The 25,296-nt window shown below is 36.2% G+C and carries 30 protein-coding genes; 15 read left to right on the top strand and 15 right to left on the bottom strand.

The window, feature by feature from the left end; all coding sequences use genetic code 11:
- Position 1 precedes the first annotated feature (1 nt).
- The 6 genes from IW15_RS14185 to IW15_RS14160 all read right to left on the bottom strand — a co-directional run bounded on the left by IW15_RS14185 (position 2) and on the right by IW15_RS14160 (position 5,299).
- Positions 2-1,879, bottom strand: coding sequence for a monovalent cation:proton antiporter-2 (CPA2) family protein (locus tag IW15_RS14185; RefSeq protein WP_034712468.1), 1,878 nt, complete (start codon positions 1,877-1,879; stop codon positions 2-4).
- A 3-nt stretch (positions 1,880-1,882) separates the two neighbouring features.
- The gene (locus IW15_RS14180; protein ID WP_034712570.1) at positions 1,883-2,404 is read right to left on the bottom strand and encodes an NAD(P)H-dependent oxidoreductase; all 522 of its coding nucleotides are present in this window, start codon (positions 2,402-2,404) and stop codon (positions 1,883-1,885) included.
- A 115-nt stretch (positions 2,405-2,519) separates the two neighbouring features.
- On the bottom strand, positions 2,520-3,434 hold the full coding sequence (locus IW15_RS14175; protein WP_034712466.1) for a hypothetical protein: 915 nt from the start codon (positions 3,432-3,434) through the stop codon (positions 2,520-2,522).
- Between the two features lie 38 nt (positions 3,435-3,472).
- Positions 3,473-4,282 (bottom strand): TPM domain-containing protein, encoded by an 810-nt coding sequence (locus IW15_RS14170; RefSeq protein WP_034712463.1) that lies wholly within the window; start codon positions 4,280-4,282, stop codon positions 3,473-3,475.
- A complete protein-coding gene (locus IW15_RS14165; protein ID WP_034712461.1) occupies positions 4,263-4,694 on the bottom strand; it encodes a TPM domain-containing protein in 432 nt (143 codons plus the stop codon). The genes IW15_RS14170 and IW15_RS14165 overlap by 20 nt, the downstream gene beginning before the upstream one ends.
- The gene (locus tag IW15_RS14160; RefSeq protein ID WP_034712460.1) at positions 4,691-5,299 is read right to left on the bottom strand and encodes a LemA family protein; all 609 of its coding nucleotides are present in this window, start codon (positions 5,297-5,299) and stop codon (positions 4,691-4,693) included. The genes IW15_RS14165 and IW15_RS14160 overlap by 4 nt, the downstream gene beginning before the upstream one ends.
- A gap of 75 nt (positions 5,300-5,374) precedes the next feature.
- On the opposite strand from IW15_RS14160, the gene IW15_RS14155 reads away from it, so the two are divergent.
- Together IW15_RS14155 and IW15_RS14150 are read left to right on the top strand one after the other, a co-directional pair.
- Positions 5,375-5,875 (top strand): dihydrofolate reductase, encoded by a 501-nt coding sequence (locus IW15_RS14155; protein WP_034712457.1) that lies wholly within the window; start codon positions 5,375-5,377, stop codon positions 5,873-5,875.
- Positions 5,876-5,992: 117 nt separating this feature from the next.
- Positions 5,993-6,562, top strand: a complete 570-nt coding sequence (locus tag IW15_RS14150) for a tetratricopeptide repeat protein (protein ID WP_034712455.1) — start codon at positions 5,993-5,995, stop codon at positions 6,560-6,562.
- Between the two features lie 103 nt (positions 6,563-6,665).
- On the opposite strand, the gene IW15_RS14145 is transcribed toward IW15_RS14150, so the two are convergent.
- The 3 genes from IW15_RS14145 to IW15_RS14135 form a co-directional block, all read right to left on the bottom strand.
- Entirely contained in the window at positions 6,666-7,298 is a 633-nt protein-coding gene (locus IW15_RS14145) for a trimeric intracellular cation channel family protein (protein ID WP_034712454.1), read from the bottom strand.
- A 79-nt stretch (positions 7,299-7,377) separates the two neighbouring features.
- A complete protein-coding gene (gene coaD, locus IW15_RS14140; RefSeq protein ID WP_034712452.1) occupies positions 7,378-7,851 on the bottom strand; it encodes a pantetheine-phosphate adenylyltransferase in 474 nt (157 codons plus the stop codon).
- 2 nt (positions 7,852-7,853) lie between these two features.
- The gene (locus IW15_RS14135) at positions 7,854-8,846 is read right to left on the bottom strand and encodes a D-alanine--D-alanine ligase (RefSeq protein ID WP_034712450.1); all 993 of its coding nucleotides are present in this window, start codon (positions 8,844-8,846) and stop codon (positions 7,854-7,856) included.
- A gap of 156 nt (positions 8,847-9,002) precedes the next feature.
- Here IW15_RS14135 and IW15_RS14130 point away from each other — a divergent pair, with 156 nt between their 5' ends.
- The 5 genes from IW15_RS14130 (at position 9,003) to murI (ending at position 14,406) form a co-directional block, all read left to right on the top strand.
- Entirely contained in the window at positions 9,003-10,088 is a 1,086-nt protein-coding gene (locus IW15_RS14130; RefSeq protein WP_034712448.1) for a PASTA domain-containing protein, read from the top strand.
- Between the two features lie 73 nt (positions 10,089-10,161).
- Positions 10,162-11,235, top strand: coding sequence for an RluA family pseudouridine synthase (locus IW15_RS14125; RefSeq protein WP_034712445.1), 1,074 nt, complete (start codon positions 10,162-10,164; stop codon positions 11,233-11,235).
- Between the two features lie 51 nt (positions 11,236-11,286).
- Positions 11,287-12,237 (top strand): PorP/SprF family type IX secretion system membrane protein, encoded by a 951-nt coding sequence (locus IW15_RS14120; RefSeq protein WP_034712441.1) that lies wholly within the window; start codon positions 11,287-11,289, stop codon positions 12,235-12,237.
- A 50-nt stretch (positions 12,238-12,287) separates the two neighbouring features.
- The gene (hemW, locus tag IW15_RS14115) at positions 12,288-13,412 is read left to right on the top strand and encodes a radical SAM family heme chaperone HemW (protein ID WP_084681437.1); all 1,125 of its coding nucleotides are present in this window, start codon (positions 12,288-12,290) and stop codon (positions 13,410-13,412) included.
- Positions 13,413-13,575: 163 nt separating this feature from the next.
- Positions 13,576-14,406 carry a glutamate racemase gene (gene murI / locus IW15_RS14110; protein WP_034712438.1) on the top strand — a complete coding sequence of 277 codons (831 nt, stop codon included), beginning with the start codon at positions 13,576-13,578 and terminating at the stop codon, positions 14,404-14,406.
- A 65-nt stretch (positions 14,407-14,471) separates the two neighbouring features.
- Here the strand turns inward: murI and IW15_RS14105 are convergent, their stop codons facing one another.
- Complete coding sequence (locus IW15_RS14105) at positions 14,472-15,071, bottom strand: nitroreductase family protein (RefSeq protein WP_034712437.1); 600 nt, start codon at positions 15,069-15,071, stop codon at positions 14,472-14,474.
- 85 nt (positions 15,072-15,156) lie between these two features.
- Here IW15_RS14105 and IW15_RS14100 point away from each other — a divergent pair, with 85 nt between their 5' ends.
- A complete protein-coding gene (locus tag IW15_RS14100; RefSeq protein ID WP_034712436.1) occupies positions 15,157-15,513 on the top strand; it encodes a winged helix-turn-helix transcriptional regulator in 357 nt (118 codons plus the stop codon).
- On the opposite strand, the gene IW15_RS14095 is transcribed toward IW15_RS14100, so the two are convergent.
- Positions 15,514-16,089: an RsmD family RNA methyltransferase gene (locus IW15_RS14095; RefSeq protein ID WP_034712434.1), complete on the bottom strand. Its 576-nt coding sequence runs from the start codon at positions 16,087-16,089 to the stop codon at positions 15,514-15,516. It abuts the gene before it with no gap.
- Between the two features lie 79 nt (positions 16,090-16,168).
- On the opposite strand from IW15_RS14095, the gene IW15_RS14090 reads away from it, so the two are divergent.
- Positions 16,169-17,380: an outer membrane beta-barrel protein gene (locus IW15_RS14090; RefSeq protein ID WP_034712432.1), complete on the top strand. Its 1,212-nt coding sequence runs from the start codon at positions 16,169-16,171 to the stop codon at positions 17,378-17,380.
- A 56-nt stretch (positions 17,381-17,436) separates the two neighbouring features.
- On the opposite strand, the gene IW15_RS14085 is transcribed toward IW15_RS14090, so the two are convergent.
- Genes IW15_RS14085 through IW15_RS14075 form a run of 3 tightly spaced genes read right to left on the bottom strand, consistent with a single transcriptional unit; the run spans position 17,437 to position 19,201 of the window.
- Positions 17,437-18,153, bottom strand: a complete 717-nt coding sequence (locus IW15_RS14085; protein ID WP_034712430.1) for a DUF3822 family protein — start codon at positions 18,151-18,153, stop codon at positions 17,437-17,439.
- An 18-nt stretch (positions 18,154-18,171) separates the two neighbouring features.
- Positions 18,172-18,666, bottom strand: coding sequence for a Smr/MutS family protein (locus tag IW15_RS14080; RefSeq protein ID WP_034712428.1), 495 nt, complete (start codon positions 18,664-18,666; stop codon positions 18,172-18,174).
- Between the two features lie 37 nt (positions 18,667-18,703).
- Positions 18,704-19,201, bottom strand: a complete 498-nt coding sequence (locus IW15_RS14075) for a metallophosphoesterase family protein (RefSeq protein WP_034712427.1) — start codon at positions 19,199-19,201, stop codon at positions 18,704-18,706.
- 246 nt (positions 19,202-19,447) lie between these two features.
- On the opposite strand from IW15_RS14075, the gene IW15_RS14070 reads away from it, so the two are divergent.
- A complete protein-coding gene (locus tag IW15_RS14070; protein WP_034712425.1) occupies positions 19,448-20,989 on the top strand; it encodes a serine hydrolase in 1,542 nt (513 codons plus the stop codon).
- Positions 20,990-21,125: 136 nt separating this feature from the next.
- Here the strand turns inward: IW15_RS14070 and IW15_RS14065 are convergent, their stop codons facing one another.
- Positions 21,126-21,602 carry a SixA phosphatase family protein gene (locus IW15_RS14065; RefSeq protein WP_034712567.1) on the bottom strand — a complete coding sequence of 159 codons (477 nt, stop codon included), beginning with the start codon at positions 21,600-21,602 and terminating at the stop codon, positions 21,126-21,128.
- Positions 21,603-21,717: 115 nt separating this feature from the next.
- On the opposite strand from IW15_RS14065, the gene ruvX reads away from it, so the two are divergent.
- From ruvX to IW15_RS14040, 5 genes are all read left to right on the top strand, one after another.
- Positions 21,718-22,134, top strand: a complete 417-nt coding sequence (ruvX, locus tag IW15_RS14060) for a Holliday junction resolvase RuvX (protein ID WP_034712423.1) — start codon at positions 21,718-21,720, stop codon at positions 22,132-22,134.
- Complete coding sequence (gene def, locus IW15_RS14055; protein ID WP_034712421.1) at positions 22,131-22,703, top strand: peptide deformylase; 573 nt, start codon at positions 22,131-22,133, stop codon at positions 22,701-22,703. Before ruvX ends, def begins: the two co-directional genes overlap by 4 nt.
- 77 nt (positions 22,704-22,780) lie before the next feature.
- A complete protein-coding gene (locus tag IW15_RS14050) occupies positions 22,781-23,338 on the top strand; it encodes a DUF5606 family protein (protein ID WP_034712419.1) in 558 nt (185 codons plus the stop codon).
- 191 nt (positions 23,339-23,529) lie between these two features.
- Entirely contained in the window at positions 23,530-24,300 is a 771-nt protein-coding gene (gene mazG, locus IW15_RS14045; RefSeq protein WP_034712417.1) for a nucleoside triphosphate pyrophosphohydrolase, read from the top strand.
- 96 nt (positions 24,301-24,396) lie between these two features.
- Complete coding sequence (locus tag IW15_RS14040) at positions 24,397-25,266, top strand: hypothetical protein (RefSeq protein WP_034712412.1); 870 nt, start codon at positions 24,397-24,399, stop codon at positions 25,264-25,266.
- Positions 25,267-25,296 lie beyond the last annotated feature (30 nt).

The following is a 25,296-nucleotide window of genomic DNA, read 5'->3' as shown; positions in this document are numbered from 1 at the left end:
ATTAATGGTCGGTTTCCTCATCTTCTGATGTGGAACCTTCCCAATTTTTATTATCAAAATTAAGATTGTCATAAGCCAATAATTCCTCCTCACGCTGGAGGAATTCTTTTGTTGTAAATAATAAGATTTCATCCTCAGTATCTTTTGCTTTAGCTAATCTTCTGATGGATGCCTTATCTATAGCCATAAACCTTTGCCCAAGACGTCTTGCAGCATATTTTCTCATACCAGTTTCGTTGAGCAGGTCTACGGCCATATCTACTGCGGTCCCTAATGTCTCACGGTAAATATGCTCAATACCATTGTTCAGATAATCATACGCATCAATTCTGTTTTTTGCTCTAACAAAGATTTTAACTTTCGGATAATGCTCGCGGACAAGATCGGCAATGAACTTATTATCGTCTGCATCATCAAGACATAATACCAAAATTTCAGCATCTTCAATTCCTGCAGCCCTCAGGGTTGGAATTCTTGTGGCATCTCCATAATATACCTTAAAACCATAGCTTCTCAACAGTTTTACCCGGTCTGAATCCCTGTCCAAAACCGTTGCAGGAATTTTATTCGCTTTTAAAAGACGGCCTACCGTACTTCCAAAGTGTCCGAATCCAACAATAATAATTTTCTTCTGGCTTACATCGTTATCCAGAATATTGAAGTCATTTTCCTCATCCGGTACTTCTTTAATGAATTTTGGGGTAATAAATTTTTCATTAATAATCAGAAGAATAGGGGTGATACACATGGTAATGGCTGTAACGGCCATCATCTGGGCATTAATTTCCGGGCTTAAAAGATAAAGGTCAGAAGCATAATTGATCAATACAAAGGCAAATTCCCCCACCTGCGAAAGGGCAAATGCGTAGAAAAAACTTTGAGGCGTATCCAGCTTGAAAAATTTTCCAATGGCATACAGAACAACAAATTTTATAGCCAATACCGCAAAAACAGTACTGAAGATAAATAGTGGATCATTCTGGATGATATTAAAATTGATCGTAGAACCTACACTTACAAAGAATACGGCTAATAATAAGCCTTTGAAAGGATCGATCTGTGCTTCCAGTTCATGACGGAATTCACTGTTGGCAAGCATTACTCCAGCAAGGAAAGCTCCTAATGCCGGTGAAAGCCCAATAGCAACCATCAGCTCTGAAACACCGATTACCAGAAATAAGGAAGAGGCGGTCAATAATTCTGTCATGCCTGATTTGGACACATACCTAAGAAATGGAACGAATACATACCTGCCCAACAAAATTAAAATGGCAACACCTAAAATCACCGTTCCTGCCTGAAGCCATTCCGGGAGCTTCTGAATGATAATTTGAATTTCGTTATTGTGATGAGTTGATTTATAATTAGCAATAAGCGGTAAAATGGCAAGAATAGGAATGACAGCAATATCCTGAAACAATAGGGTAGAGAATGAAGCCTCTCCAGCCATTGTTTTGAAATTATTTTTTTCCTGAAGCGTCTGCAGCACAATAGCAGTGGAAGATAATGCAAAACACATTGCGACGGCAATTGCCATATCGATTCTCCAGCCGGCACTAATGAAAACTACAAAAAGCAGAGCAATAGTAAGGAGCATCTGAGTGAGACCCAGTCCCATTATTTTCTTCCGCATATCCCAGAATTTCCGGGGTTCCAGTTCCAACCCGACTAAAAATAAAAGCATGATGACTCCAAATTCGCTGGCATGCATGATGTCGTTAACATCTTTCCCGGTAAGTTTAAGGACATAGGGGCCAATAATGATCCCTCCCAAAATATATCCAATGACAGAGCTCAGCCCGAATTTCCTTGCAAGCGGAACCATAATAATGGCAACGCCCAAGAAAATTAATGTATTCATCGCTAAGCTGGACTCCATATTTTATTGGTTTAGAAGTGCGGTAAATTCTTTTTTATGTAGAATAATTTCTTTTTTAGTCAGTTTATTGGCTTCATAAACGATTTTGATATGCTTTATATCTGCTTTGAAAACCTTCAGGGAAACAATCAGCCCGCTGATGAGTTCGTCAATCGTGTATTCATAGGTTCCAGTCTTGCTGAATGATCTTTCTTTGCCTCCTGTGGTTACAAGGATATACACCTCCTTACCTTCCAACGGGTTATATTCTCCTTCCTTTAGCCAGTCACGGTCGAACACTTCATCAATCCATAACCGTAACAGAGGCGGCATTCCAAACCATATAATGGGAAACTGAAAAATAAAACGGTCATAGTTTTTCAGCCGTTTTCTTTCTCTGAAAGCAGCGATGTGAAAATCAGGGTATTCTTCGTATAAATCTCTTAAAGTGAAGTGCTGATGACGGACATAGAAATTGAAGAGCTCTATATTTGAGTTTGAGTGCTCTAAATATGGATGTGCAAAAACGACTAATGTTTTTTTCAAAATCTCCCCTTTCTGTAAATATAATAAGATTTTTTCACAAAAAGGGATAGAATTTGAGTGCAATAAAAAAAACTATAACCGGAGTTATAGTTTCTATAAGGTAAAATTATATATTTTAATTACTTGGTCTGAATGCGGTCCAGTTTGATCCGTCACTTACAAACATTACTGTTTTGGTTTTGCTGGAATGGTTATCCAATCCGATCATATACATATTATTGGCTCCTCCAATGCTTGAAGCGTCAATAATCTGTCCGGCGGGAGTGATTATTTCAGCAGTAGTAGTGGTTATATTTCGTATAAAAATAATGGCACCCGGAGCTGCTGTAGGATTAGGCAGGATAAAATCATCATCTTGTACTGCCGGCTGTACGTTCACCACCGTACTTGTTATTTGAGATCCGTTACTTGTTAATGTTTGAGGAGTAGAGCTTATGACACCATTGACTTCAAGTTTTGTTTTTGCTGTTCTTACCGTAGGGTCTACACCGATTCCCATATTTCCATTATTATCTATAGAAGAATTATAATGATTAACGTAATTGCCTGTATTGGTAGGAGAGGTTCCAAACCAGATTTCTCCTCCCGCATTTCTTCCTGTTCTCATGACGACTGAAGATAGTAAATGAGGAGCCGTAAGGGTTTGGTTATAGGCATATCCTTCAAAAGCGGCGATACTTCTGCCAGCGCCTACCGTTTGAGGAGCGGCTGGGCTTCCATCAAACAAGGCATTATGATACGCTATTGCCTGATCTGTGTTTCCATTAGAAAAGAGTCCCATGTTTACATCAGCATTTCCGTTGCCAACCATTGTGAGAAGATCTATAGGAGTTGTTGTTCCTATCCCTACCTTCCCATCTTTGGTCACAACAAAATCGTTGAGCTGCTGCATTAAATTTGAAGTGGTTCCGTTATCCTTACCGCCATCGATATGAAACATGGCTTTTGGGTCATTCGTGTTTATTCCGACCTGAGCGGTCGCAACCAACGGAAATAATAGTACTGATAATCTAATAATTTTTTTTTTCATTGTAATGATTTATATATTGTGTGTGTTTTTTAAATGAATTACCATCCTCCGGATGCACCGCCGCCGCCGAAACTTCCACCGCCGCCGAAGCCTCCAAATCCGCCTCCGCCGCCTGAACTTCCACCACCGAATCCACCACCTCCAAAACTACCTGGGAATGGAAAGAATCCACCGGGATAATTTCTACGGCCTCTTCTGGAAATGATAACATCGTCGTCGTCATTATTTCCACCGCCTCCGCCACCCTTATTTCCAAAAAAGATAACGATGATCAGGAAAATAACAAATGCTATAATAAGAATTTTAACTGTACTTCCATTTCCGCCATTGTCCTGTGCTGCAATAGGTTTGAATTTCCCCTGTACAGCTTCCATAATAGCCGATGTACCACCATTTATCCCTTCATACCAAAGTCCTTTCTTAAAATTAGGCGTAACGATATAATCTAAAATCTGACCGGAAACTGAAGCGGTAAGATATTGTTCAACAGCTCGTCCCTGCTGTATAGACATGGTTCTGTCCTGCGTAGCAATTAAAAAGACCACCCCGTTATCTACTTTTTTCTTTCCGATACCCCATTGCTCACCGAACATGGTTGCCAGAAAATTCACATCCTGCCCTTTTGTAGAAGGAATGATGATCACTTCAATTTCTGTAGAAGTAGAATCGGCAAACTTGATAAGCTTGTTATTCAGTGCATCTTTTTCCTGCTGGGAAAGTAATCCTGCTTCATCATACACAGGGTAGAGAACGGCAGGTTTTTTAGGAATAGTATATTGGGCTGATACAAAAGTGTAAAAGCATACTAACAGGAATGAAAATAGTATTTTAAGAGAAGGTAATCTCATTGGGGAGCTCGTTGGTGTTTTCTCCTTGTACAGGAAAATATTTTTTTAGTTCAAGACCTGTTTCCAGAATAGCACTTTTTAATGCCTTGTGATAATTGCCTTTGGCAAATTCAGAAGTAATATAGTCATGCAGGTGGTCCCAGTATTCTTGCTGTACTCTTTCATGAATTCCTACATCCCCGATAATGGTGAGGTATTTTTTTTCGAAATTGATGTGAAAAAGCACGGCGTTTCTTTCAGCAGTTTTATGCATATCAAGCTTTTTAAAAACCTGATATGCTGTTTCTGCGTGATGATCTTCTGTATTGGAATCAATGTGCACTCTAATCTCACCTGTAGAATGCTGTTCTGCAGACTGAATTGCTTCTACCAAAGAAGCCAACTGCTGATTGGTTAAAAAGTTGCTCATTATTCTGTGAAAGCATCAGGAGCTTTATTAGCACCTGCTTCAGCTTTGAATAAAGGTTTTTCTTTAAAGTTTGTGAAATTAGCCAGGATATTATTCGGGAACTGTTTGATCGTCGTGTTATAATCCTGAACACTGCTGTTATAATATACTGTTTCAGTTCTTATGCTGTTTTCAATGGCAATATATTCTCTTTGGAAATTGATATACTGCTGATCTGCCTTTAAGTTAGGATATTGTTCTACTACAGCCATTAATCTGCTCAGTGATCCTGATAATTCTCCTTGTGCTGCCTGAAATTTAGCAAGATCCGCTTCTGTCATATTGGTAGGATCAATGTTAATGGAAGTAGCTTTAGAACGGGCTTCAATTACTTTCGTTAAAGTTTCCTGTTCAAATTTTGAGTATGATTTTACCGTTCTCTCTAAATTCGGAATCAGGTTGGCCCTTTTTTGATAAACAGTTTCTATATTAGACCATTTGGTATTGGCATCCTGTTCTTTTTGTACAAAATTATTATACCCGCTTTTACCCCAGAAAAAGATAACAGCAACAATGATAAGAAGAGCAATACCGATCGTTCCGGCGCTTAGACAGCCTTTATTTTTCATAATTTATTTTTTTTAATTTTTTTTGTGCTAATCAAATATACAAATTATGTATTAATTTTGCAGAAAATTATTTTAATGGTAACAATTGTAGTGGCGATAGGGAAAAATAACGGGATTGGTTCCGGTAATCAAATGCTTTGGCATCTTCCGAAAGATCTGAAACATTTTAAAGATACTACCTCCGGATATCCTGTGATTATGGGAAGAAAGACTTTCGAAAGTATCGGAAAAGTGCTTCCTAACCGTACCAATATTGTCATTTCAAGAAAACAAGACTGGTTTGAAGAAGGGGTTTTAATTGTGGGCAGTATTAAAGAAGCCGTGAAATTTGCCAAAAAGATTGATGAGAATGTTTTCATCATTGGGGGCGGAAATATTTATAAGCAAACCATGGATATCGCAGACAAGCTTGAAGTTACTGTAGTAGATGCAGAGATGGAAGCAGATACGTTTTTCCCGAAAATCGATCCTAAAATCTGGAAGAAAACGAATGAGGTATGTCATGAGAAAGATGAAAAAAATCCTTACGATTTTTGTTTTCAAACCTTTGAAAGAGCTGAAGTTAAAAAGGCTTAAACCCAGATTATCAGACAGGGTTTACAGAATAAGAGAGATTGTGAAGCTTTAAACGCTGAACCTTAAACTTTAAACCTTAAATTTATTATCTTTGCACTTCTAAATTTTAATTTAATAATGAATAAGTACATAAAAATTGTAGTAGCAGCACTTCTTATACTTGCCGGGCTTTATATGATGTTTTTCACAAGAAGTTTGGGCTGGGGGATCGTAGTTTTCCTTCTTGCAGCAGTGCCTATTTTACTTTTCTTTAAAAATGAATATATCCTTTTGGCTTTCTGGCAGTTGAGAAAGCAGAATATGGAAAAAGCAGTAAAATATTTGAGCGGAGTTACCAACTACCAGGCTCAGCTTCACAAGTCGCAGTATGGATATTTCCATTATCTGCAGGGGCTGACGTTGGCGCAGGAACATCCTACGAAAGTAGAACCTTTAATGAGAAAAGCATTGGAGTATGGTTTGAATATGAAGCATGACAGAGCGATGGCTACTTTAAATCTTGCAGCATCTGCGATTTCTAAAGGTAAAAAACAAGAAGGACAGAAACTGTTGGAAGAAGCAAAAAGATTAGACAGCGCAGGAATGATGACTGATCAGATCAAAATGATGAAAGAGCAGCTGAAAATGCCTTCTATGCAAAAGCACATGCATAATCCTAATATGAGACAAAGAGGAAAATTCTCTTAATAAAAAGTAATCATAGAAATATTGAAGTCCTGATTTTATCAGGACTTTTTTTTATTTTGCATCATTGGAAGGAAGATGAGTCAGTTTTCAATTGATTCTTACATTACATTTCCGAACTATGATCATGTCCATAAAATTTTGGAATCTGCCAGTGATATTTCACCGCAAAAGTACGGATGGCAACAATCAGAAGAATGGTGAAAATCTGAATAAAAGTATAAGAAAGTGGTGAAAATTTCGTCATCAGTAAAAATGCCGAACCGCCTACAATACATGCTGTGGCATAAATTTCTTTTCTGAAAATCAACGGAATCCTGTTGAGCAGAATATCCCGGATAATTCCACCAAAACATCCGGTGATCGTACCGAGCCCGATGCATATTAACGGATGGATATTTACATTAATTCCTTTCTGGATACCAATAATCGTAAATAAACCCAGTCCGAAACTGTCGAAAATAAATAAAGTAACCTTAAAATTTTTCTCCAGAGATTTGAAAATCATCGTGAATATACTGGTCATAATAATTACCCCGCAGGTGAGCAGATCATGCATCCAGAATACAGGAATATCCAATAATAAATCTCTTACCGTTCCACCGCCGACAGAGGTTACAAATGCAATAATAAGAACGCCAAATGGATCGAGACGTTTCTGCATGGCTGCAAAGCTTCCCGACATTGAAAAGGAAATGGTTCCCAGTATTTCTATAATAAAATTAAACTGTTCGTGCATGGGTGGATGATCCGTGATAAATGATAAAAGATTCGTGATTTTCTCATAAGCAAATCTTTTACCATTTACCGATGATCATTTATTTTATTACTTTTTCAACCCGTACAGAATCCGGAACCAGAAGTTCGTATTCTCCGCCGTGGTTAATAATTTCTCTCACAATGCTGCTGCTGATGAAAGATTTTCCAGATGAGGTTAGTAGGAAAACGGTTTCTAACTTTTTATGAGCTAACGTTCTGTTGGTGTGAGCAATTGCTTTTTCAAATTCAAAGTCGGCGGGATTTCTTAAGCCTCTAAGGATGAACTGAGCATTTTTTTCAAAGCAGAAATCTACCGTCAGACCTTCGAAATAATCGACTTCCACATTGGGAAATTCTGCTACTGAATTTTGGATGAACTCTATTCTTTTCTCTATAGGAAACATGTATTTTTTCTGAGAATTCTGCCCGATTGCGATAATTAATTTATCAAAAAGGGGCGCCGCTCTTTCTATAATGTCGTAGTGTCCTAAGGTAATAGGATCAAAAGATCCCGGGAAAACAGCGATTTTCATACTTACTTTGATTTTTTAGCTAATGCTTTTTCAACTTCGTTTCCACAAAGGTCTGTGATAGAGATTCCGTAATGTCTGGCTTGCTGAGGAATGATACTTGCTGGGGAGAATCCCGGGTTCGTATTCATTTCAAGCATATAAGGAATTCCATCCATCAGAATGAATTCACTTCTTGAAAAACCGCTCATTCCCAGAGAATCATACGCTCTTTTAGCAATTTCTTCCACTCTTTTTGTGGTTTCTTCATCAATTCTTGCCGGTGTAATTTCTTCAGAAGCACCTTCGTATTTAGCTTCATAATCAAAGAATTCATTGGTAGGGATGATTTCTGTAATGCCAATGACAATCGTTTCTCCTTTAAAATCAATGACACCTACAGAAACTTCCATTCCGTCCAGAAAACTTTCAATTAATATCTCGTTATCTTCTTTAAAAGCCACCTCTGTAGCAGCGATTAATTCTGATTTCTCTTTTACTTTTGTTATTCCAAGCGATGAACCGGACTGATTGGGTTTAACGAAAAGCGGAAGACCCAGGTTTTCTACAATCTCATCCGTATTGATGTGTTCTCCCTTTCTTAGATAAACACTTTTCGCAGAAGGAATTCCATATTTTGACAATACAGCTAACGTATCTTTTTTGTTGAATGTTAAAGCACTCTGATAAAAATCACAGCCTGTATAGGTCTGTCCGATAGCATCCCAGTACGCCTGAAGGATTCCATTTTCCCCCGGAGTTCCATGAATAATATTAAAGCATACATCAAATTTCAGATGCTCCTGAGTATCTAACGTCACGGAGAAATCCCCTTTGTTGATCTCGTATTTTTTGTCATTTTCTCCTAAAAAATACCACTCATCTTTAAGGATAACGACTTTGTGTACATTATAGAGATCTCTATCTAAAGAATCATAGATTAATTGACCGCTTTTTAATGACACAACATATTCATCAGAATAGCCTCCCATTACTACGGCAACATGTTTTTTGCTCATAATCATATAGTATCAATTGAGGCAAATTTAATCATTTTATGCAATGCAATATGGGAAATTCCAAAATTTTAAAATCGAAAATGAATTGTGTTAAATAAAAAGCACATTCTAAAATTATTAGCTATATTTGCCGTTATAATTAAAGTATTTTTTAGTATGCTTAAATCACTTTTCAATTGGAAAGTTTTAGTGAACTTATTAGTAGCCATCGTTGTTTTTGTGGGGTTGGTTTGGCTTACATTTCGTTGGTTGGAATATCATACTAACCATGGCCAGGAAGTACCCGTTCCAAACGTTGTTAATAAATCCGTACACGATGCTGTCAAAATATTAGATGATGCCGGACTTGAATATGATGTAGACAGTGCTAATTATGATCCTAAATACAGACCGTTTCAGGTGCTTCAGGTCTATCCTTCGCCGGGTTCCCGTGTAAAGGATGGAAGAACAATTCGATTAAGAGTTAACCCTAGAACCTGGGCTCAGATTGCTATTCCTGATGTTATCAATAAATATTCCGGTCTGGGCTTCCAGAGATTGGATCAGGTAGGTCTGAAGGTAGGTGATACCATCTATGAACCAAGCATTCAAAAAGATGCAATTCTTAGAATATTATTTAAAGGAAACTCAGTGAAACCGGGTACCCGCATTCCTAGATTTTCTGTGATTGATGTTGTGGTAGGATCCGGTCCGATGAGAAATATTTCAATTCCGAATGTAGTAGGACTCAGCGTTAAAGAAGCAAGAGTAGTTATTGCAAAAAGTATGTTTGAAGTAGGCCTTGTAGATCATGAAGATGGCAGCAAAGATGAATCTGATATTATTTACTATCAGGATCCTGCAGCAGGAGATGTCCGCGATCAGGGAATGCAGATGGATCTTTGGGCCAGTAAGAAAACGCCGGCCGAGCTAAGATCGAAAATAGACCAGCTGAATTCATTATACCGAATGAAAGTAGATACTTCTCTTCCTCCGGTACATTACGATGAAATTCCTGCTCATCAGGAACCTAGCTATGATCCAGTGCCTGTTGCTCCAATACCGGTGACTAAAAAAGAAGTTCCGAAACCGGAGCCTGTGAAACCAGAAGCTACTAAACCGGCAGCTTCAACAGAAAATAAGCCTAAAACGCCTGCAAGCAGTACTGCTGCCAATACAGGAACTACACATAAACAAGCTGCTTCCACTACACCACAGCAGCCTGTTCAAAAGCCAAAAGCTAAAAAGGTAGTAGTAGAATAGCATATAATTATTATAAAAAATATAGGCTTCAACTTTCAAAACGTTGAAGCCTTTTGCGTAAAAATAAAAAAGAATGGCAGAAGATAACGAGGATTTTTTAGATGAAGAATTATTAGATTCCGGAACAATTGATACCGTTGATATCGATGAGGAAAATAAAGGATTGTATGAACATCTTAATATCACTGTTGATAATAAGCAGGAGCCGCTGAGAATTGATAAATTCCTATTAATATACAGACAAAACTCCTCAAGAAATAAAATTTCCCAAACCTGCAGAGCCGGAAATGTGGTGGTAAACGGAATACCCGTAAAACAAAACTACCGTGTGAAGCCCGGAGATCAGATCTCTGTACTGCTTGCTCACCCGCCGAGAGAAAATGTAATCATTCCTCAGGATATTCCAATCAATATTATATATGAAGATGATGATCTTGTGGTGGTAGATAAAGAACCTGGGATGGTGGTGCATCCTGGCTTTGGAAACTGGGATGGGACTTTAGTGAATGCGCTGGCATTTCATTTCGAAAAAAACGGAGCTAAATCTGATCTTGACAGAGTAGGATTGGTTCACCGGATAGATAAAGATACTTCCGGACTTTTAGTAATTGCTAAAAATGAATATGCATTAAGCTTTTTGGCCAAGCAGTTTTTTAACAGAACGACCAAAAGATTATACTGGGCATTTGTATGGGGAAATCTGCAGGAAGATGAAGGCACGATAAAGGGTCATATCGGGAGGCATCCTAAAAACAGGATGCAGATGTCGGTTTACGAAGATGGAAGCCATGGCAAGCATGCGGTGACCCATTACAAGGTTTTAGAGAGGTTTCGATACATGACCTGGGTGGAATGTAAACTTGAAACCGGAAGAACCCACCAAATCAGAGCACATTTTAAACACATCGGCCATACTTTGTTTAATGACGAACGATATGAAGGACATACGCCTTTGCGCGGAGTTAACCTACCTAAGTATAAGCAGTTTATAAAAAACGTTTTCGATATTTTGCCAAGGCATGCGCTTCATGCCCATACTTTAGGGTTTATACATCCAACGACGAAAAAGGAATTGTATTTTGAGAGCCCAATGCCTCAAGATATGACGGATGCTGTAAAAAAATGGAGAATTTATTTAGAAAACTAAAAATATATTGAGAATTTTTTTATATTTGTTGAATTGAAATCAAGATTTGTTATGAGAAAACTATATGCTATCGTATGTTTAGCTCTTTTGTCGAATGCATACAAAGCACAAGAATCACTACCATACTATCAGCAATATCTTTTGGATGGTGAGTTCCTGTTCAACCCAGCTCAATACGGAAAGACAGATTACGTACAGCTCAACGCCAATTATCAACAACAATTTTCAAAGTTTAGCGAATCCCCAAGTGTTCAGTCAATAGGGATCAATGCGAATATCTTCGATAGAGTGGGTGCTGGTATTTCTGTGTTTAGAGACAGCAATGGGCCTATTTCTGCTGGTGGAATTACAGCAGGTGCTTCATATTTTATTCCATTAAGTAGTGAAGGAGACAGAAAAGACCAGTTCTCTTTCGGTACCAGTGTAACTTTGTATAATATGAATTTTGATTATTCAAAAATTAATACAGAAGATGGTGGAGATCCTTTATTACAAGGTAATGAGAGTAATATCTTTATGGCTTACGCAAACTTTGGTTTAGCAGCAACTTATAAAAATATCTTTGGAGGTGTTTCTGTAAACGATATCGCATTGAGCAACGATGCTTCTATTGTTAACAACTATGAGCCTTCTCCAATCAAGTTTTTCTTAAACCTTGGATACAACTGGAATATTGCAGATAATATTGCTTTAACTCCTTCTGTATTGGTGAATTTAAATACCAATTCAACAAGAATGGTAGATTATAACCTAATGGCTACTTTTTCGAATGAAATCAATGCATTCTCTTTTGGGGTAAGTTACCGTTCTGTTCAGAATAGATTTGACCAACAACAATTAAGTGTTTCTCCAATCGTTAAAGTAAGATTTAACAAATTTATGATTGGCGCTACCTACAACCTCGGAATGTCTGACATTCAGAGCTATGGTGGAAATAGCTTTATGCTAGGCCTTGGTTATAACTTTGATAACTTTATTAATCATAGAGGATTTAGATATTAATCAATTTAATTTAAATAAATTTGAGCTCTGAATTTTTCAGAGCTTTTTTTATGATATATATTCACATCCCTTTCTGCAAACAAAAGTGCAGCTATTGCAATTTCCATTTTTCAACTTCTTTACAGTTTAAAGATGAAATGCTTGCTGCCATGAAGAAAGAAATTTTTCTCAGGAAAGATGAACTCGAAAATAAATCCCTGCAGTCTCTGTATTTTGGAGGCGGAACACCCTCTATTCTTTCTGCAGACGAAATCAATTCTTTAATAGACGAAGTTTTACGGTATTTCAGTTTTGAAAAAGATATAGAGATCACCCTGGAAGCCAATCCCGATGATCTGGATAAGAACTTTCTCAAGCAGCTATCCAATTCGCCGGTTAATAGACTTTCAATAGGTACACAGAGCTTTTTTGATGAAGATCTGAGATTTATGAATCGTGCTCATAATGCTGCTGATGCAGAAGGTTCTATAAAAAGAGCACAGGATTTTGGATTTGAAAATTTAAGTATCGATTTAATTTACGGTTCACCAACTTCCAATCTTGAGATATGGAAAGAAAATCTGAAAAAAACGATTGCTTTGGAAGTACCTCATATTTCCTCCTATGCATTGACAGTAGAGCCGAAAACCGCTTTAAACGACTGGATTCTAAAAGGGAAAGTTGCCAAACCCAAAGAGGAAGAGCAGAATAGGGAATTTTATTACTTGTCAGACTTTTTAAAAGAGAACGGTTTTGAGCATTATGAAGTTTCCAATTTTGCAAAACCGGGCTTTTATTCCAGGCATAACTCTGCGTATTGGAAGTATAAAGAATATTTGGGAATAGGCCCGTCTGCCCATTCATACAACGGTTTTGATGTGCGCAGCTGGAATGTTGCCAATAATCAGCAGTATAATAAAAAATTAACTTTTAATTCTTTGGCTAAAGAAGAAGAAGTCCTTTCACAGGAAGACCAGTTCAATGAAATGATCATGATTGGGTTGAGAACCATCTGGGGAGTTGACCTTGACAGCCTGAATAATAAATTTTCGGAGCGAATTCTTGAACAATTTCAACGTGAAATAAAATCGAAAATAGAAGAAGGTATTTTAATTGTTGAAAAAAATCATCTGAAAATTCCGGAAAAACATTGGTTTATGGCGGATGGAATTGCCTCTGATTTGTTTATTGTATAATATTTTTATCCCTGAACAGGAGCATATCCTTCAATTTATAAAGCGTATGGCGATCAATTTTAATCCATATTGTCTGTTGATTGGAGATCTGGCGTAAATAAAGTATAAAATCTGGAATCTAAAATCTAAAATCTTTGTATTTTTGTATCAAATCTCAGCTCATTTGAAAACTAAAAAACAAGATTATTCGCATCTTTCGTCAAGCCAGCCTATCGGGATTTTTGATAGCGGAGTGGGAGGTTTGACGGTAGCTAAAGAAATCAAAAGATTACTTCCGAACGAAGACCTGATCTATTTTGGCGATACCAAGCATCTTCCATATGGCGAAAAATCCAAGGAAGCAATCATTGAATATTCTACAAAGATCACCAATTTTTTGCTCGAGCAAAACTGTAAAGCGATTGTCATTGCCTGCAATACGGCAACCGCTAATGCTTTGAACGAGGTGATGCAGTCTGTTGCAGGTAAGATTCCGGTGATAGACGTAATCAATCCGGTAGCTGAAAAAGTGTCGTATGAAATCCACACTAACGTTGGAGTCATTGCTACAAAGGCAACGGTGAATTCAGGCCTTTACAAAAAGAGTATCAGAAAACATAATAAATGGATTAAAGTAGATGAGCTGGCAACCCCATTATTAGTTCCCGCTATTGAAGAAGGTTTCAAAAACCATCCGATTACCCATGCCATTATCTACAATTATTTAAGCAATAGCAAGCTGAAAAATATTGAAACCCTGATTTTAGGATGTACTCACTATCCTTTACTGATTGATGAGATCAAACAGTATTACGGAAACCGTGTACGGGTTATTGATTCTCCGAATATTGTAGCCAATCATTTGAAGATCATTCTGGATAAATATAACCTTCTGAATCAACATAATCAGAAACCTAATTATCATTTCTATCTTTCTGACCTTACCAAGAACTTTGAGAAAATTTCCAAAAAATTCTTTGGAAAGACCATTGATTTGGAGTTGAAAGTTTTATAACAGATCTACAATAAGTAAATTGACTTACGGAATACAAAAAAGACTCATTCAATGAGTCTTTTTTCTTATAATTCTACAATGACCTGTTCTTTATTTTGTCTTGTTTTAGGGGTTATATTGGGTTGATTACTGTCATTTTCAGCTTTAACTCCTAAGGCTACCGCAAATAAGGTTTCATATTTTTCATTGTTTAAAATGATATCATACTGATCGGGATCAATTCCCTCCATCGGGGTAGAATCTATGCCCATTTCAGCACATGCAGCAAGTAAAACGCCCAGAGAAAGATAAACCTGATGACCCATCCATGATTTGACCGCAGCTTCCCCTTTTGTTTTTACAAAATTTTTGTAAAAATTGACGGAACCTTCAGGTAACCTTCCTTCAATTTGTTTCTCAAAATCCTCAGCATGTTTTAAAACCTGAAAAACGATCAGGTGGCTGCTTTCCACTATTTTTTCTTTATTCCAATACGATGCCTCGCCTAATTGTTCTTTAATAACAGAATCACTTACAAAAACAAAGTTCCATGGCTGGCTGTTGATGGAAGATGGACTTAGCTGTACTATTTCTTTCAGCTGCTGAATTTTATCTTCACTGATTTTCCCTTGTGGATTATACTTTTTAACAGTATATCTTGATTTCATTTTTTCTAAAAAGTTCATAATATTTATACTATATTTTTTATAGTTACAAAATTAATTTAAGTTTAGTAACTTTGCAATAACGGTAAAAAAGGATAGTATAAAAATGTATACAATAGATAACAAAGATTACCCATGCTGCACCAGTGTGACCATGAAATTTATAGGCGGAAAATGGAAAGCCGTTATTTTGGTTTATCTGCTGGATAAGCCCAAGAGATATAATGAAATAAGAAAATTAATTCCAACCATTACAGAAAGAACGCTAAGTCTTCAATTAAAACAACTGGAGGAAGATGGAATTATCAACAGACGGGTTTACACGAAAAAGCCACCTTTGATGGTAGAATATTCCTTAACAGATTTTGGAAAAACATTACTGCCTGTTGTAAATGCAATTACGAAATGGGGAATTGAAGCTTCTGAAAGTTCAAAAAAAATAATCAAGAAAAAAGTTTCCTGATTATTCTATTGTGGTATCTTCTTCCTTATTAGGATTAAAGAAACTGAAACCTATGTTTCCATATTTCCTGGTCTCCACATAATTAGGATGGTCAAATTTCATTCTGCTTTGATGCTCGATGATAAGAACTCCGTTTTGTTTCAGGTATTTATTATTAAGTACCAGAGAGATTAATTCGTAGTATTTTTTCTCCTCCATCTCGAAAGGAGCGTCAGAAAAAACAATTTCAAAAGATTTTCTGTTTCTGAATTTTTTCAGCCAGTCGAAGACATCACCTCTTTGTACATTCACCTGCAGACTCATGTCCAGCTCAGAAGCCGTAGAGTTGATGAAACTGGTATGCTTAGGATTCATTTCTACAGAAGTTACATCCTTACACCCTCTTGAAGCAAATTCTAAAGAAATAGACCCGATTCCGGCGAAAAGATCCAAAGCAGCTATCGACTGCATATCATACTTATTTTCCAAAATGCTGAACAAAGCTTCTTTTGCAAAATCAGTGGTTGGCCTTACATCAAAATTTTTCGGAGCGGCTATTTTTTTGGCTTTCCATCGGCCTGCGATTATTCTATACATACTGCAAAGTTAATTATTAAAAATAAAAGTCGGTTTTATTTTATTAAATATATACTTTTGCAGCCTTAAAAATTATACCATGAATAAAAAGACATTCTTTTTTCTAACATTGTGTTGTTTCATTAATTCTTTTGCACAAAATTCTTTTGGAAAAGGATCTTATGTTACGGAGAAAGATCAAAAAGTAGAAGGTTTCATTAAAAATCTTGATTGGAAAAATAACCCCACCCAGTTTGAGTTTAAATCTTCAGAATCTTCCAAATCAGAAATACTCAGAATCAGCACTGTAAAATCATTCGAAATCGACGATAAAGTAAAATATGTGAAGTCGAAAGTGAATATTGATAATTCATCCACTTTTGTGAGTTCATTATCTACGGAAAAAGCACCGATATATACTGAGGAGACTGTATTTTTAAAAACTCTTGTTCAGGGGGATACCAATCTTTACGAATATAACTCAGCTACTTCAAAACTGTTTTTCTATCAGGCAGATAATGGAGTTGTAGTTCCATTAGTCTATAAAAAGTATTTTATTGATGATAACAAAGTAGCAGAAAATAACGAGTACAGAAATCAGCTTAAAGAAGTGAAGACCTGTAATGAAGTTATTGAAAAAGAAATAGGAGTATTAAAATACACGACAAAGGATCTGACTGTATTTTTTACAAAAGCGAATTCTTGTAATGGAGGAAGTGTAAATTACCAAAGTATTACAGAATCAGAAAAGAAAAATCTGTTTCATGTAACCCTGAGACCGGGAGTTAATTTCTCTTCTTATTCTGTGGAGAGCAAAGTAATGCCTGATTTTTATAATGCCAATTTTGATAATAAAACTTCTTTCCGTTTCGGAGTTGAAGCTGAATTTGTTTTGCCTTTTAACAATAATAAACTCGCAGTTATTATAGAGCCTACCTACCAATACTACAATGCAGACAAAATATTGGATGCATCAACTAACAGAGGCGTTAGAATAAAATATTCTTCTATTGAATTGCCTGTGGGATTGAGATATTATATGTTCTTAGATAAAAATTCTAAAATTTTCGTGAATGCTTTAGGTGTATTTGATGCTGTTTTAGAAAAATCAAAATTAGAATATGATAATACTTTTGTAACACCTGGACTGAAATCTTCAATGAATATGGCTTTTGGAATTGGTTACAAATATGCAGACAGATATAATGTGGAATTCAGAATCAACTCTAAAAGAGATATGTTACCTGGAGGAACTTCTATGGAAAGCAAATACAAAAACCTTTCAATTATTTTTGGATACACTTTGTTTTAAGAATTGAACCATTATATGATGTAAAAAAGGAATGCACTAGGCATTCCTTTTTTTATTTAATTCAAAATGAAATTTTTATTAGGGATATTATCAAATACAATTTTGAGATTCTTTACGAATTTCTGGAGTTCAGAGAGAAAAGTTTCATTTTCTGTAGTCTCCCCATACGCATAGAAGTTGGTATCATTGATTCCGAAACCTATTTTGCTTAACGTAAACATGACGAAATAAAGAAAATCAACTTCTGAATTCACATCCAGATTGTTGTATAAGATTACTTTTTTATTGTCAATGGCGAAAAATTCACACTGATTATGATACAAATTGATATGAATCTCTTTATTGCTTTTATTGTTGACAGAATTTAAAAATTTCTCTCCTGAAAAATTAAAATGAACCGGTACAGCCAGTTCTTTTATTTTTTTGTAAAAGTTTTTAGGAAAAGTATAATAAAACTGAACGCTGAACTTCTTGTTTACAGAAAGCATAAGCTCTTCTTTTTCCTTATCGACGGGAGCATTATAGGCGATCAGTTCGAATCCATCCTCATGCCCCGAAAATCCTTCAGGCATTAAGGTAAAATGATTCAGTGCTGAAACCACCTGGATTTCATCAAACCTTTGCTTGATAAGAATTTCATCCAGCTTCTCTTCAATAAGATTTTCCGGAGTTTCTTCGGTAACGAAATAAGACTTTTCCTCCAAAATGCTTTTGTTTTTAGCAATCTGGTAGATTAATCCGTCTTTGGTAAAAAGTAAATTAAGTACGTTCATATTTCAATTAATGCAAATTTAGTGAAATTCTACCATAACAGCACCTGATTGATGGTGAAGTATTTCCTTGTTATAAAAATCCAATCCTCTCTGGCTTTCCAAAACATCCAGCACCATTTTCTGAAGAATGCCGTCTCCAATTCCATGAACAATCTCGAGACGTTTCAGATTGTGTTTTCTGCAAAACTGTAAAATTTCCATCAGTTTTTCTTTTTGGAGGAAAAGTCTTTCGTAGCTGTCATAATCCTGTGGATTTTTAACTAAGTTATGAAAATGAAGATCCAAAACAAGACCATTCTTTTGATGCTTTTTTGAAGTATTTTTTTGAGGTTCAGCTTTTTTTACGATAGGTATGTTTTCATACAAAGATGGATTTTTCGGAACCAGCTTTTCTTTTGGATATTGATAGGTGAAACCATATTCATCTTTAAAAACTACAATATTTCCATTAACCGAAGTCACCACTCCGCTTAAATCTTCATCCAATGCTGAAACTTTATCTCCAATCTTCATGTAATATAGTGTATAGATATGCTGTAATAGATTATAATTAAGACTTTGGTCCCAGTTCAATAATTTCCAGGTCCTTTATTTCTTCACCATCGATCACGAAGCGTATCATGGTTCTCGTGGTATGCCATCCCTGTTTTCCACAGGCTCCGGGATTCAGGTGGAGAAGATTATTCTTTTTGTCAAACATGGCTTTTAAAATGTGAGAATGCCCTGAAATAAACAAAGCAGGAGCTTTTTCCTCGATTTCTTTTTTGGCTAAAGGAGAATACTTTCCCGGATATCCCCCGATGTGAATCATTAATACTTCTACATTTTCACACAAAAACCGATTGACTTCTGGGAATTCAGAACGGATCTTGGCTTCATCAATATTTCCGTACACCCCCCTCAAAGGCTTGATTTTTTCAAGCTGCTCAATAACTTCCATATTTCCAAAATCTCCACCGTGCCAGATCTCATCAGCCTGCTGGGCATAGTCTAAAATTCGGTCGTTAATATAAGAATGGGAGTCGGAGAGGAGGAGTATTTTAGTCATCAGCACTTTTTTGCAAAGTTAAGAAAGATTTATTTTTTGTTACAGAGAATCAAAAAATAAAAAGGTAACCTTAAGAATGAATACATTGTACATGTTTATATGATAAATGCTTCCGGATCGATATGTCTTTATATTCTGGATTGCACCTGATAGAAATAATCTTCACTTATATTTTTGTTGTTAGGTTGGATTTCAAATGTACTTAATAAATACCGAATTCATTACCTTTGAGAAAATTTAAAAACAATGAGGCAAACCTTTTCTTTGTTCTTTATTCTTTTCTCCCTGGTCTCTTTTGCGCAGGTGGAAGAAAAGAAACTCGATGAGCTCATCCAGAATACCTTAAAAACATTTGATGTTCCCGGAATGTCTGTAGGAGTTATAAAAGACGGTAAACTGATCTATTCAAAAGGATTTGGCGTTCGTTCTTTAACCACTAAACAGGCAATGGATGATACCACTTTGGTAGGTATTGCCTCCAATTCCAAAGGTTTTACCTGTACGGCATTAGCGATTTTAGCGGATGAAGGAAAGCTGAACTGGGATGATAAAGTATCTAAATATATTCCTGAATTTCAGATGTATGATCCTTATGTGTCACAAAATGTTACCATTAAAGATCTGGTGACCCATAGAGCAGGATTGGGATTGGGACAGGGCGATTTGATGTTTTTTCCTGAAGGAGGAAATCTGTCCGTGAATGATATCGTACACAACGTAAGATACCTGAAACCGGAGAATCCTTTCAGAACAACATTGGATTATAATAACATCATGTTTATTGTTGCCGGAGAAGTTATCCACAGAATTTCCGGATTAACTTGGGCAGAATTTATAGAACAGAGAATTATGAAGCCGGTAGGAATGACCTCCAGTTTCGGAAGTTACAACAGAGCAAAAGCCATTGCCAATAAAATCGATGCTCATGCTCCTGTAAACGGAAAATCGATCGCCGTTCCTCATGATTGGAATGAAACCGCGAATGCAGCTGGTGGTATTATGAGTAATATCAAAGATATGACTACCTGGGCAGAATTTCTGATGAATAATTTTACCACAAAAGACGGTAAAAAACTGGTTTCAGATAAAAATGTACAGCAGCTTTGGAGTCTGCAGATTCCAAGCAGTATAGCAGCTAAAAATCTATATGACACAAGTTTTTACGGATATGGAATGGGCTGGTTCCTAAGTGACGTTAAAGGCCATAAACAGATCCAGCACACAGGCGGACTGATCGGAACTGTTACCCAGTTTACCTTAATTCCGGATCTTAAATTAGGAATTGTCGTATTGACGAACCAGCAATCGGGTGCTGCTTTTAATACAATAACCAATACAGTTAAAGATTCTTATCTGGGAATTGCAGACAGAAACTGGCTGAAAACCTACAGGGAGAGAATGACTAAAAACGAAGCATTCTATGAAAAGCAGAAAAACGAAGCATTCGCTAAATCTGAAGCCTTTAAAAAAGAAAAGAACAGCCAGCCTAAAGCAGAACAGTTTACAGGAAAATATAATGATGTATGGTTCGGAGATGTAGAAATTGTTCAGCAGGGAAGTACCTACAGGATTTCATGTGCTAATTCCCCAAGATTAAAAGGAGAATTACTTCCTTATTCAAACAATTCTTTCATTATAAAATGGGACGACAGAAGCTATGATGCAGATGCCTATATTATCTTTAATTACGATGAAAACGGAAAAGCAGAGTCTGCAAAATTGAAAGCTATTTCAGATGTTACAGATTTCAGCTTTGATTTTGATGACCTGGATCTGAAAAAGAAATAATCAAGAAAACAGTCTATATTAAGAATTTGGATATGACATCAATCAAATGGCTTTAGCCAAACAAAAAAATAAAAGCTTCAACATTTGTTGGAGCTTTTTATTTTAACAGACAGCATAGAAGTCTTTGAAAATCATCTTAAATTTTACCCGGTTCATAAAAGAATAACAATTTTTTTCTGGCACCATCAAATTCTGCCCATGAATCGCAATCGATCTCAAAACCTGCCACGCCGCAAGTAGGGAAATGAAAGATATCCTCAGAGATAGAGTTGGCAAAATTGGAAATTCCGTTGTTATGAGAGAAAATAGCAACCGAATTATGGCTGTCATCCAGACTGTAGATCACCGATTCAAAATTTCTTTCCGATGGATTATAAAGTTTCTCATCAGTGATGCAATTAAGCTGATACGTCTGGTTGAAAACTTCACACGTATGGAGTGCCCGGACCGCCGGACTGGATACCAGATAATCAATCGAAATATTATTACTTTTCATAAACCTGGACATATGCATGGCGTCATTTAAACCCTTGTCTGCCAATGGTCTGTCAAAGTCCTCCGTTTCTTCGGGCCAATCGCTTTTTGCATGTCTTACGAGGATGAGTTTCTTCATATTTTCGTTTTTTGGAAGATTAAAATTATAAAAAAAATAATGGAATAAAACATGATTTACATAAAAAAACTGCGTTATGAATAAAATCATTAAAATTTACTAAATTTGCAGACTTATGGGACAAATCCTTGCAATAGACTACGGAAAGGCTCGTTGTGGCATCGCTGTAACGGATGATATGCAAATTATTGCAAGCAGCCTTGATACTGTGGAAACAAAATCGCTGCTGGTATTTTTAAATAAATATTTCAGCGAGAATAAAGTAGACGGCGTAGTTATAGGACTTCCTGTAGATTTGAAGGGAAATATTTCCGAAGTGGAAACGGATATTTTGAAATTTATTGAAGAATTTACAAAAGAATTTTCTGATATTCCTGTCCACCGTTTTGACGAAAGATTTACCTCCAAAATGGCCTCGTTTTTTATTTCCCAGAGTGGGAAAAGCAAAAAAAAGAGACAAGAGAAGGGATTAATAGATAGAGTAAGTGCAACCATCATATTGCAGAATTTTTTAGAACAAAGAACAAGATGATTTTACCGATAAGAGCCTTTGGGGATCCTGTTTTGAGAAAAGTAGGCAAAGATATAGACAAAGACTATCCCAATTTGCAAGAACTTGTAGAGAGCATGTTCGATACTATGTACAGCGCCAACGGTATTGGGCTGGCAGCACCTCAGGTTGGACTTGATATCCGCCTGTTTGTAATCGATGTGACGCCTCTTGCAGAGGATGAAGATTATGAGGATATTAAGGATGAGCTGAAAGACTTCAGAAAAGTTTTCATCAATGCACAGATTCTTGAAGAATCAGGTGAAGAATGGAAATTCAACGAAGGATGCCTTTCTATTCCTGATGTAAGAGAGGATGTAAAGAGAAAAGGAACGATCCTTATTGAATATTATGACGAAAATTTTGTAAAACATACAGAAACTTTTTCCGATATTAGAGCCCGCGTAATTCAGCATGAGTACGATCATATTGAAGGGGTTTTGTTTACCGACCATTTGAGCGCATTGAAAAAGAAGCTTGTAAAAGGTAAACTTACAAAGATCTCTCAGGGTGATGTAAGCATCAATTATAAAATGAGATTTCCAAAATAAATATAAACATTAAAGTAAAAAAATAATACAGGGCAAAAAGCAATAGGCGGATTGCTGAATTTACAAAAAATAAAATTATGTTGTTAGAAAAAATAATTTCAATTTCTGGAAAACCAGGACTTTACAAATTAGTTTCTCAATTAAGAAACGGGTTTATTATTGAAGATGTTACTTCAAAAAAGAAAGTGAGCATTGGAAATTCTAGCCAGGTTAGTTTGTTAGACAATATTGCAATGTTTACTTTTGATAAAGAAGTGCCTTTGTTCGAAGTTTTTGAAAATATTGCTAAAAATCATGATTATAAGGAAACGATTTCTCATAAATCTTCTGAGTCTGATTTGAAAGACTTTATGGGTGCTTCTCTTCCTAACTACGATACAGAAAGAGTATATGCTTCCGATATCAAAAAATTGGCTCAATGGTATAACATCTTGCACAAAGCAGGATATATCACTCCTGAAAGCTTCGTAAAAGCAGAACCTGAAACACTGGATCCTGCACATGAAGAAGTAAGCCTTGAAAAAGAAGCAACTAAAAAAGTAGCTCCAAAAGCAGAAAAGCCGGTAACTCCGAAAGTAAAAGCTACTTCAGCAGCAAAAGGGGCTCCAAAAAGTACTCACACTAAAAAAGGATAATTCATTCATCTGAATTTCAAAATAAAGGCCTTGTCACTGAATGTGACAAGGTTTTTTGTTATTACTGAGTATTAAGATGCTTATGTATTTTGAATCTTCTGCCCAACAACACAAATCTTCGATTTCAGGACAAAAAAACAGTAATTAACAAAGATTACCTTAAATTTGTGCCCATTGAACGCTCAATACCTATGAATACAAAACAGGAAAAACTAGACGCCTTCGAAAGATTGCTCGATATCATGGATGATCTGCGGGAAAAATGTCCCTGGGATCAAAAGCAGACCTTGCAGTCGCTTCGACATTTAACTCTCGAGGAAACCTATGAACTTTCAGATGCCATTCTGAAAGATGATCTGCTTGAAATTAAAAAGGAACTGGGTGATGTTCTTCTTCATCTGGTTTTTTATGCTAAAATTGGTTCTGAGAAAAACAGTTTTGATATTGCAGATGTGATCAATTCCCTGAATGAGAAGTTGATTTTCCGCCATCCGCACATTTACGGAGATACGGAAGTGAAAGATGAAGATGAAGTAAAAAAGAATTGGGAAAAACTAAAACTGAAAGAGGGAAATACTTCTATTTTAGGCGGTGTTCCCAAAAGCCTGCCAAGCCTTGTGAAAGCGTACAGAATTCAGGATAAGGTAAAAGGAATCGGCTTTGAGTTTCATGATGCAGAGGATGCCTGGAAAAAAGTAGACGAGGAAATTGCAGAATTCCATGCAGAAACCGATCTTGATAAAAAAGAACAGGAATTGGGTGATGTATTTTTCTCGTTGATTAATTACGCCAGAATTTCCGGCATTAATCCTGATTCTGCGTTAGAAAGAACCAATTTAAAATTCATTTCAAGATTTCAGAAAATGGAAAAGCTGGCCGATGAAGAAAATGTAAAGCTGGCAGACTTATCACTGGAAGAAATGGATGTTCTTTGGGAAAAAGCTAAACTGCTGCTTTCTTAATTTACAAAGTAGCTGATCGAAACCTTATAGATTATTGATATCTTAGAAAAATATACGATACCCGTATGTTCAGTTAAAAAAAATAAAAATATAGATATGTTGCGCACTGTTATTTTATCCGCATTCTTTTTATGGAGTTGCAACCCTAAAGCTCAGGATTCAACTAAAGATGAAGTTCTCAAAATAGAGTTTGCTCTTCCTAAAAAACTGAAGGAAGTTTCCGGAATTGCTTTGTCAAAAGATAAAAAAACAATCTGGACGATAGAAGATCAGGGAAATAAAAACAAAGTATACGGACTTGATCGTCAGGGAAAATTAATCGCTAATGTTCTGGTTGAAAACGCTGAAAATACGGATTGGGAAGAAATTATTACAGATGCTACAGGAAATATCTATATCGGTGATTTTGGAAATAATGACAACGATAGAACGGATCTTGCCATTTTGAAAATAGATCTGAAAGATGCTTCTCAAAAGACAACAAAGGTTACACAGACCACAAAATTTCATTATGAAGGGCAAACTGATTTTCCTCCCAAAAAGTCAAACTTGCTCTACGACTGTGAAGCTTTTATAGAAATGGATGGTAATTTTTATCTCTTTACCAAAAACAGAAGCAAAGGATTTGACGGGACTTTTTTGGTTTTCCAGGTTCCTAATAAAGAAGGAGATTTTGAGGCTAAATTGATTGCTACTTTAAAGCTTGACGGCAAATACAGCGATGCGGCTATTACATCTGCTTCTATCAACAGTACGAAAGATCGTATTGTCCTGTTGAATCATAAAAATATTCAGGTGCTTTCCGGATTTACAGCAAATGATTTTAGCAAGGTAAAAATCCAGAAAATCCCGTTAGATCATAATTCGCAAAAAGAAGGAGTTGTTTTTCTTGATAATAAAACCCTGTTGATTGCTGATGAAAAAGATAAGGAGACCGGCGGAAACGTTTATAAATTTTCCTTTTAAAATATAATCCCCACAAAATAAGTTTTTGTG

The sequence above is a fragment of the Chryseobacterium soli genome (genome assembly GCF_000737705.1).
Taxonomy (GTDB): Bacteria; Bacteroidota; Bacteroidia; order Flavobacteriales; family Weeksellaceae; genus Chryseobacterium; species Chryseobacterium soli.
This window is presented reverse-complemented; position numbering and strand designations above follow the sequence as displayed.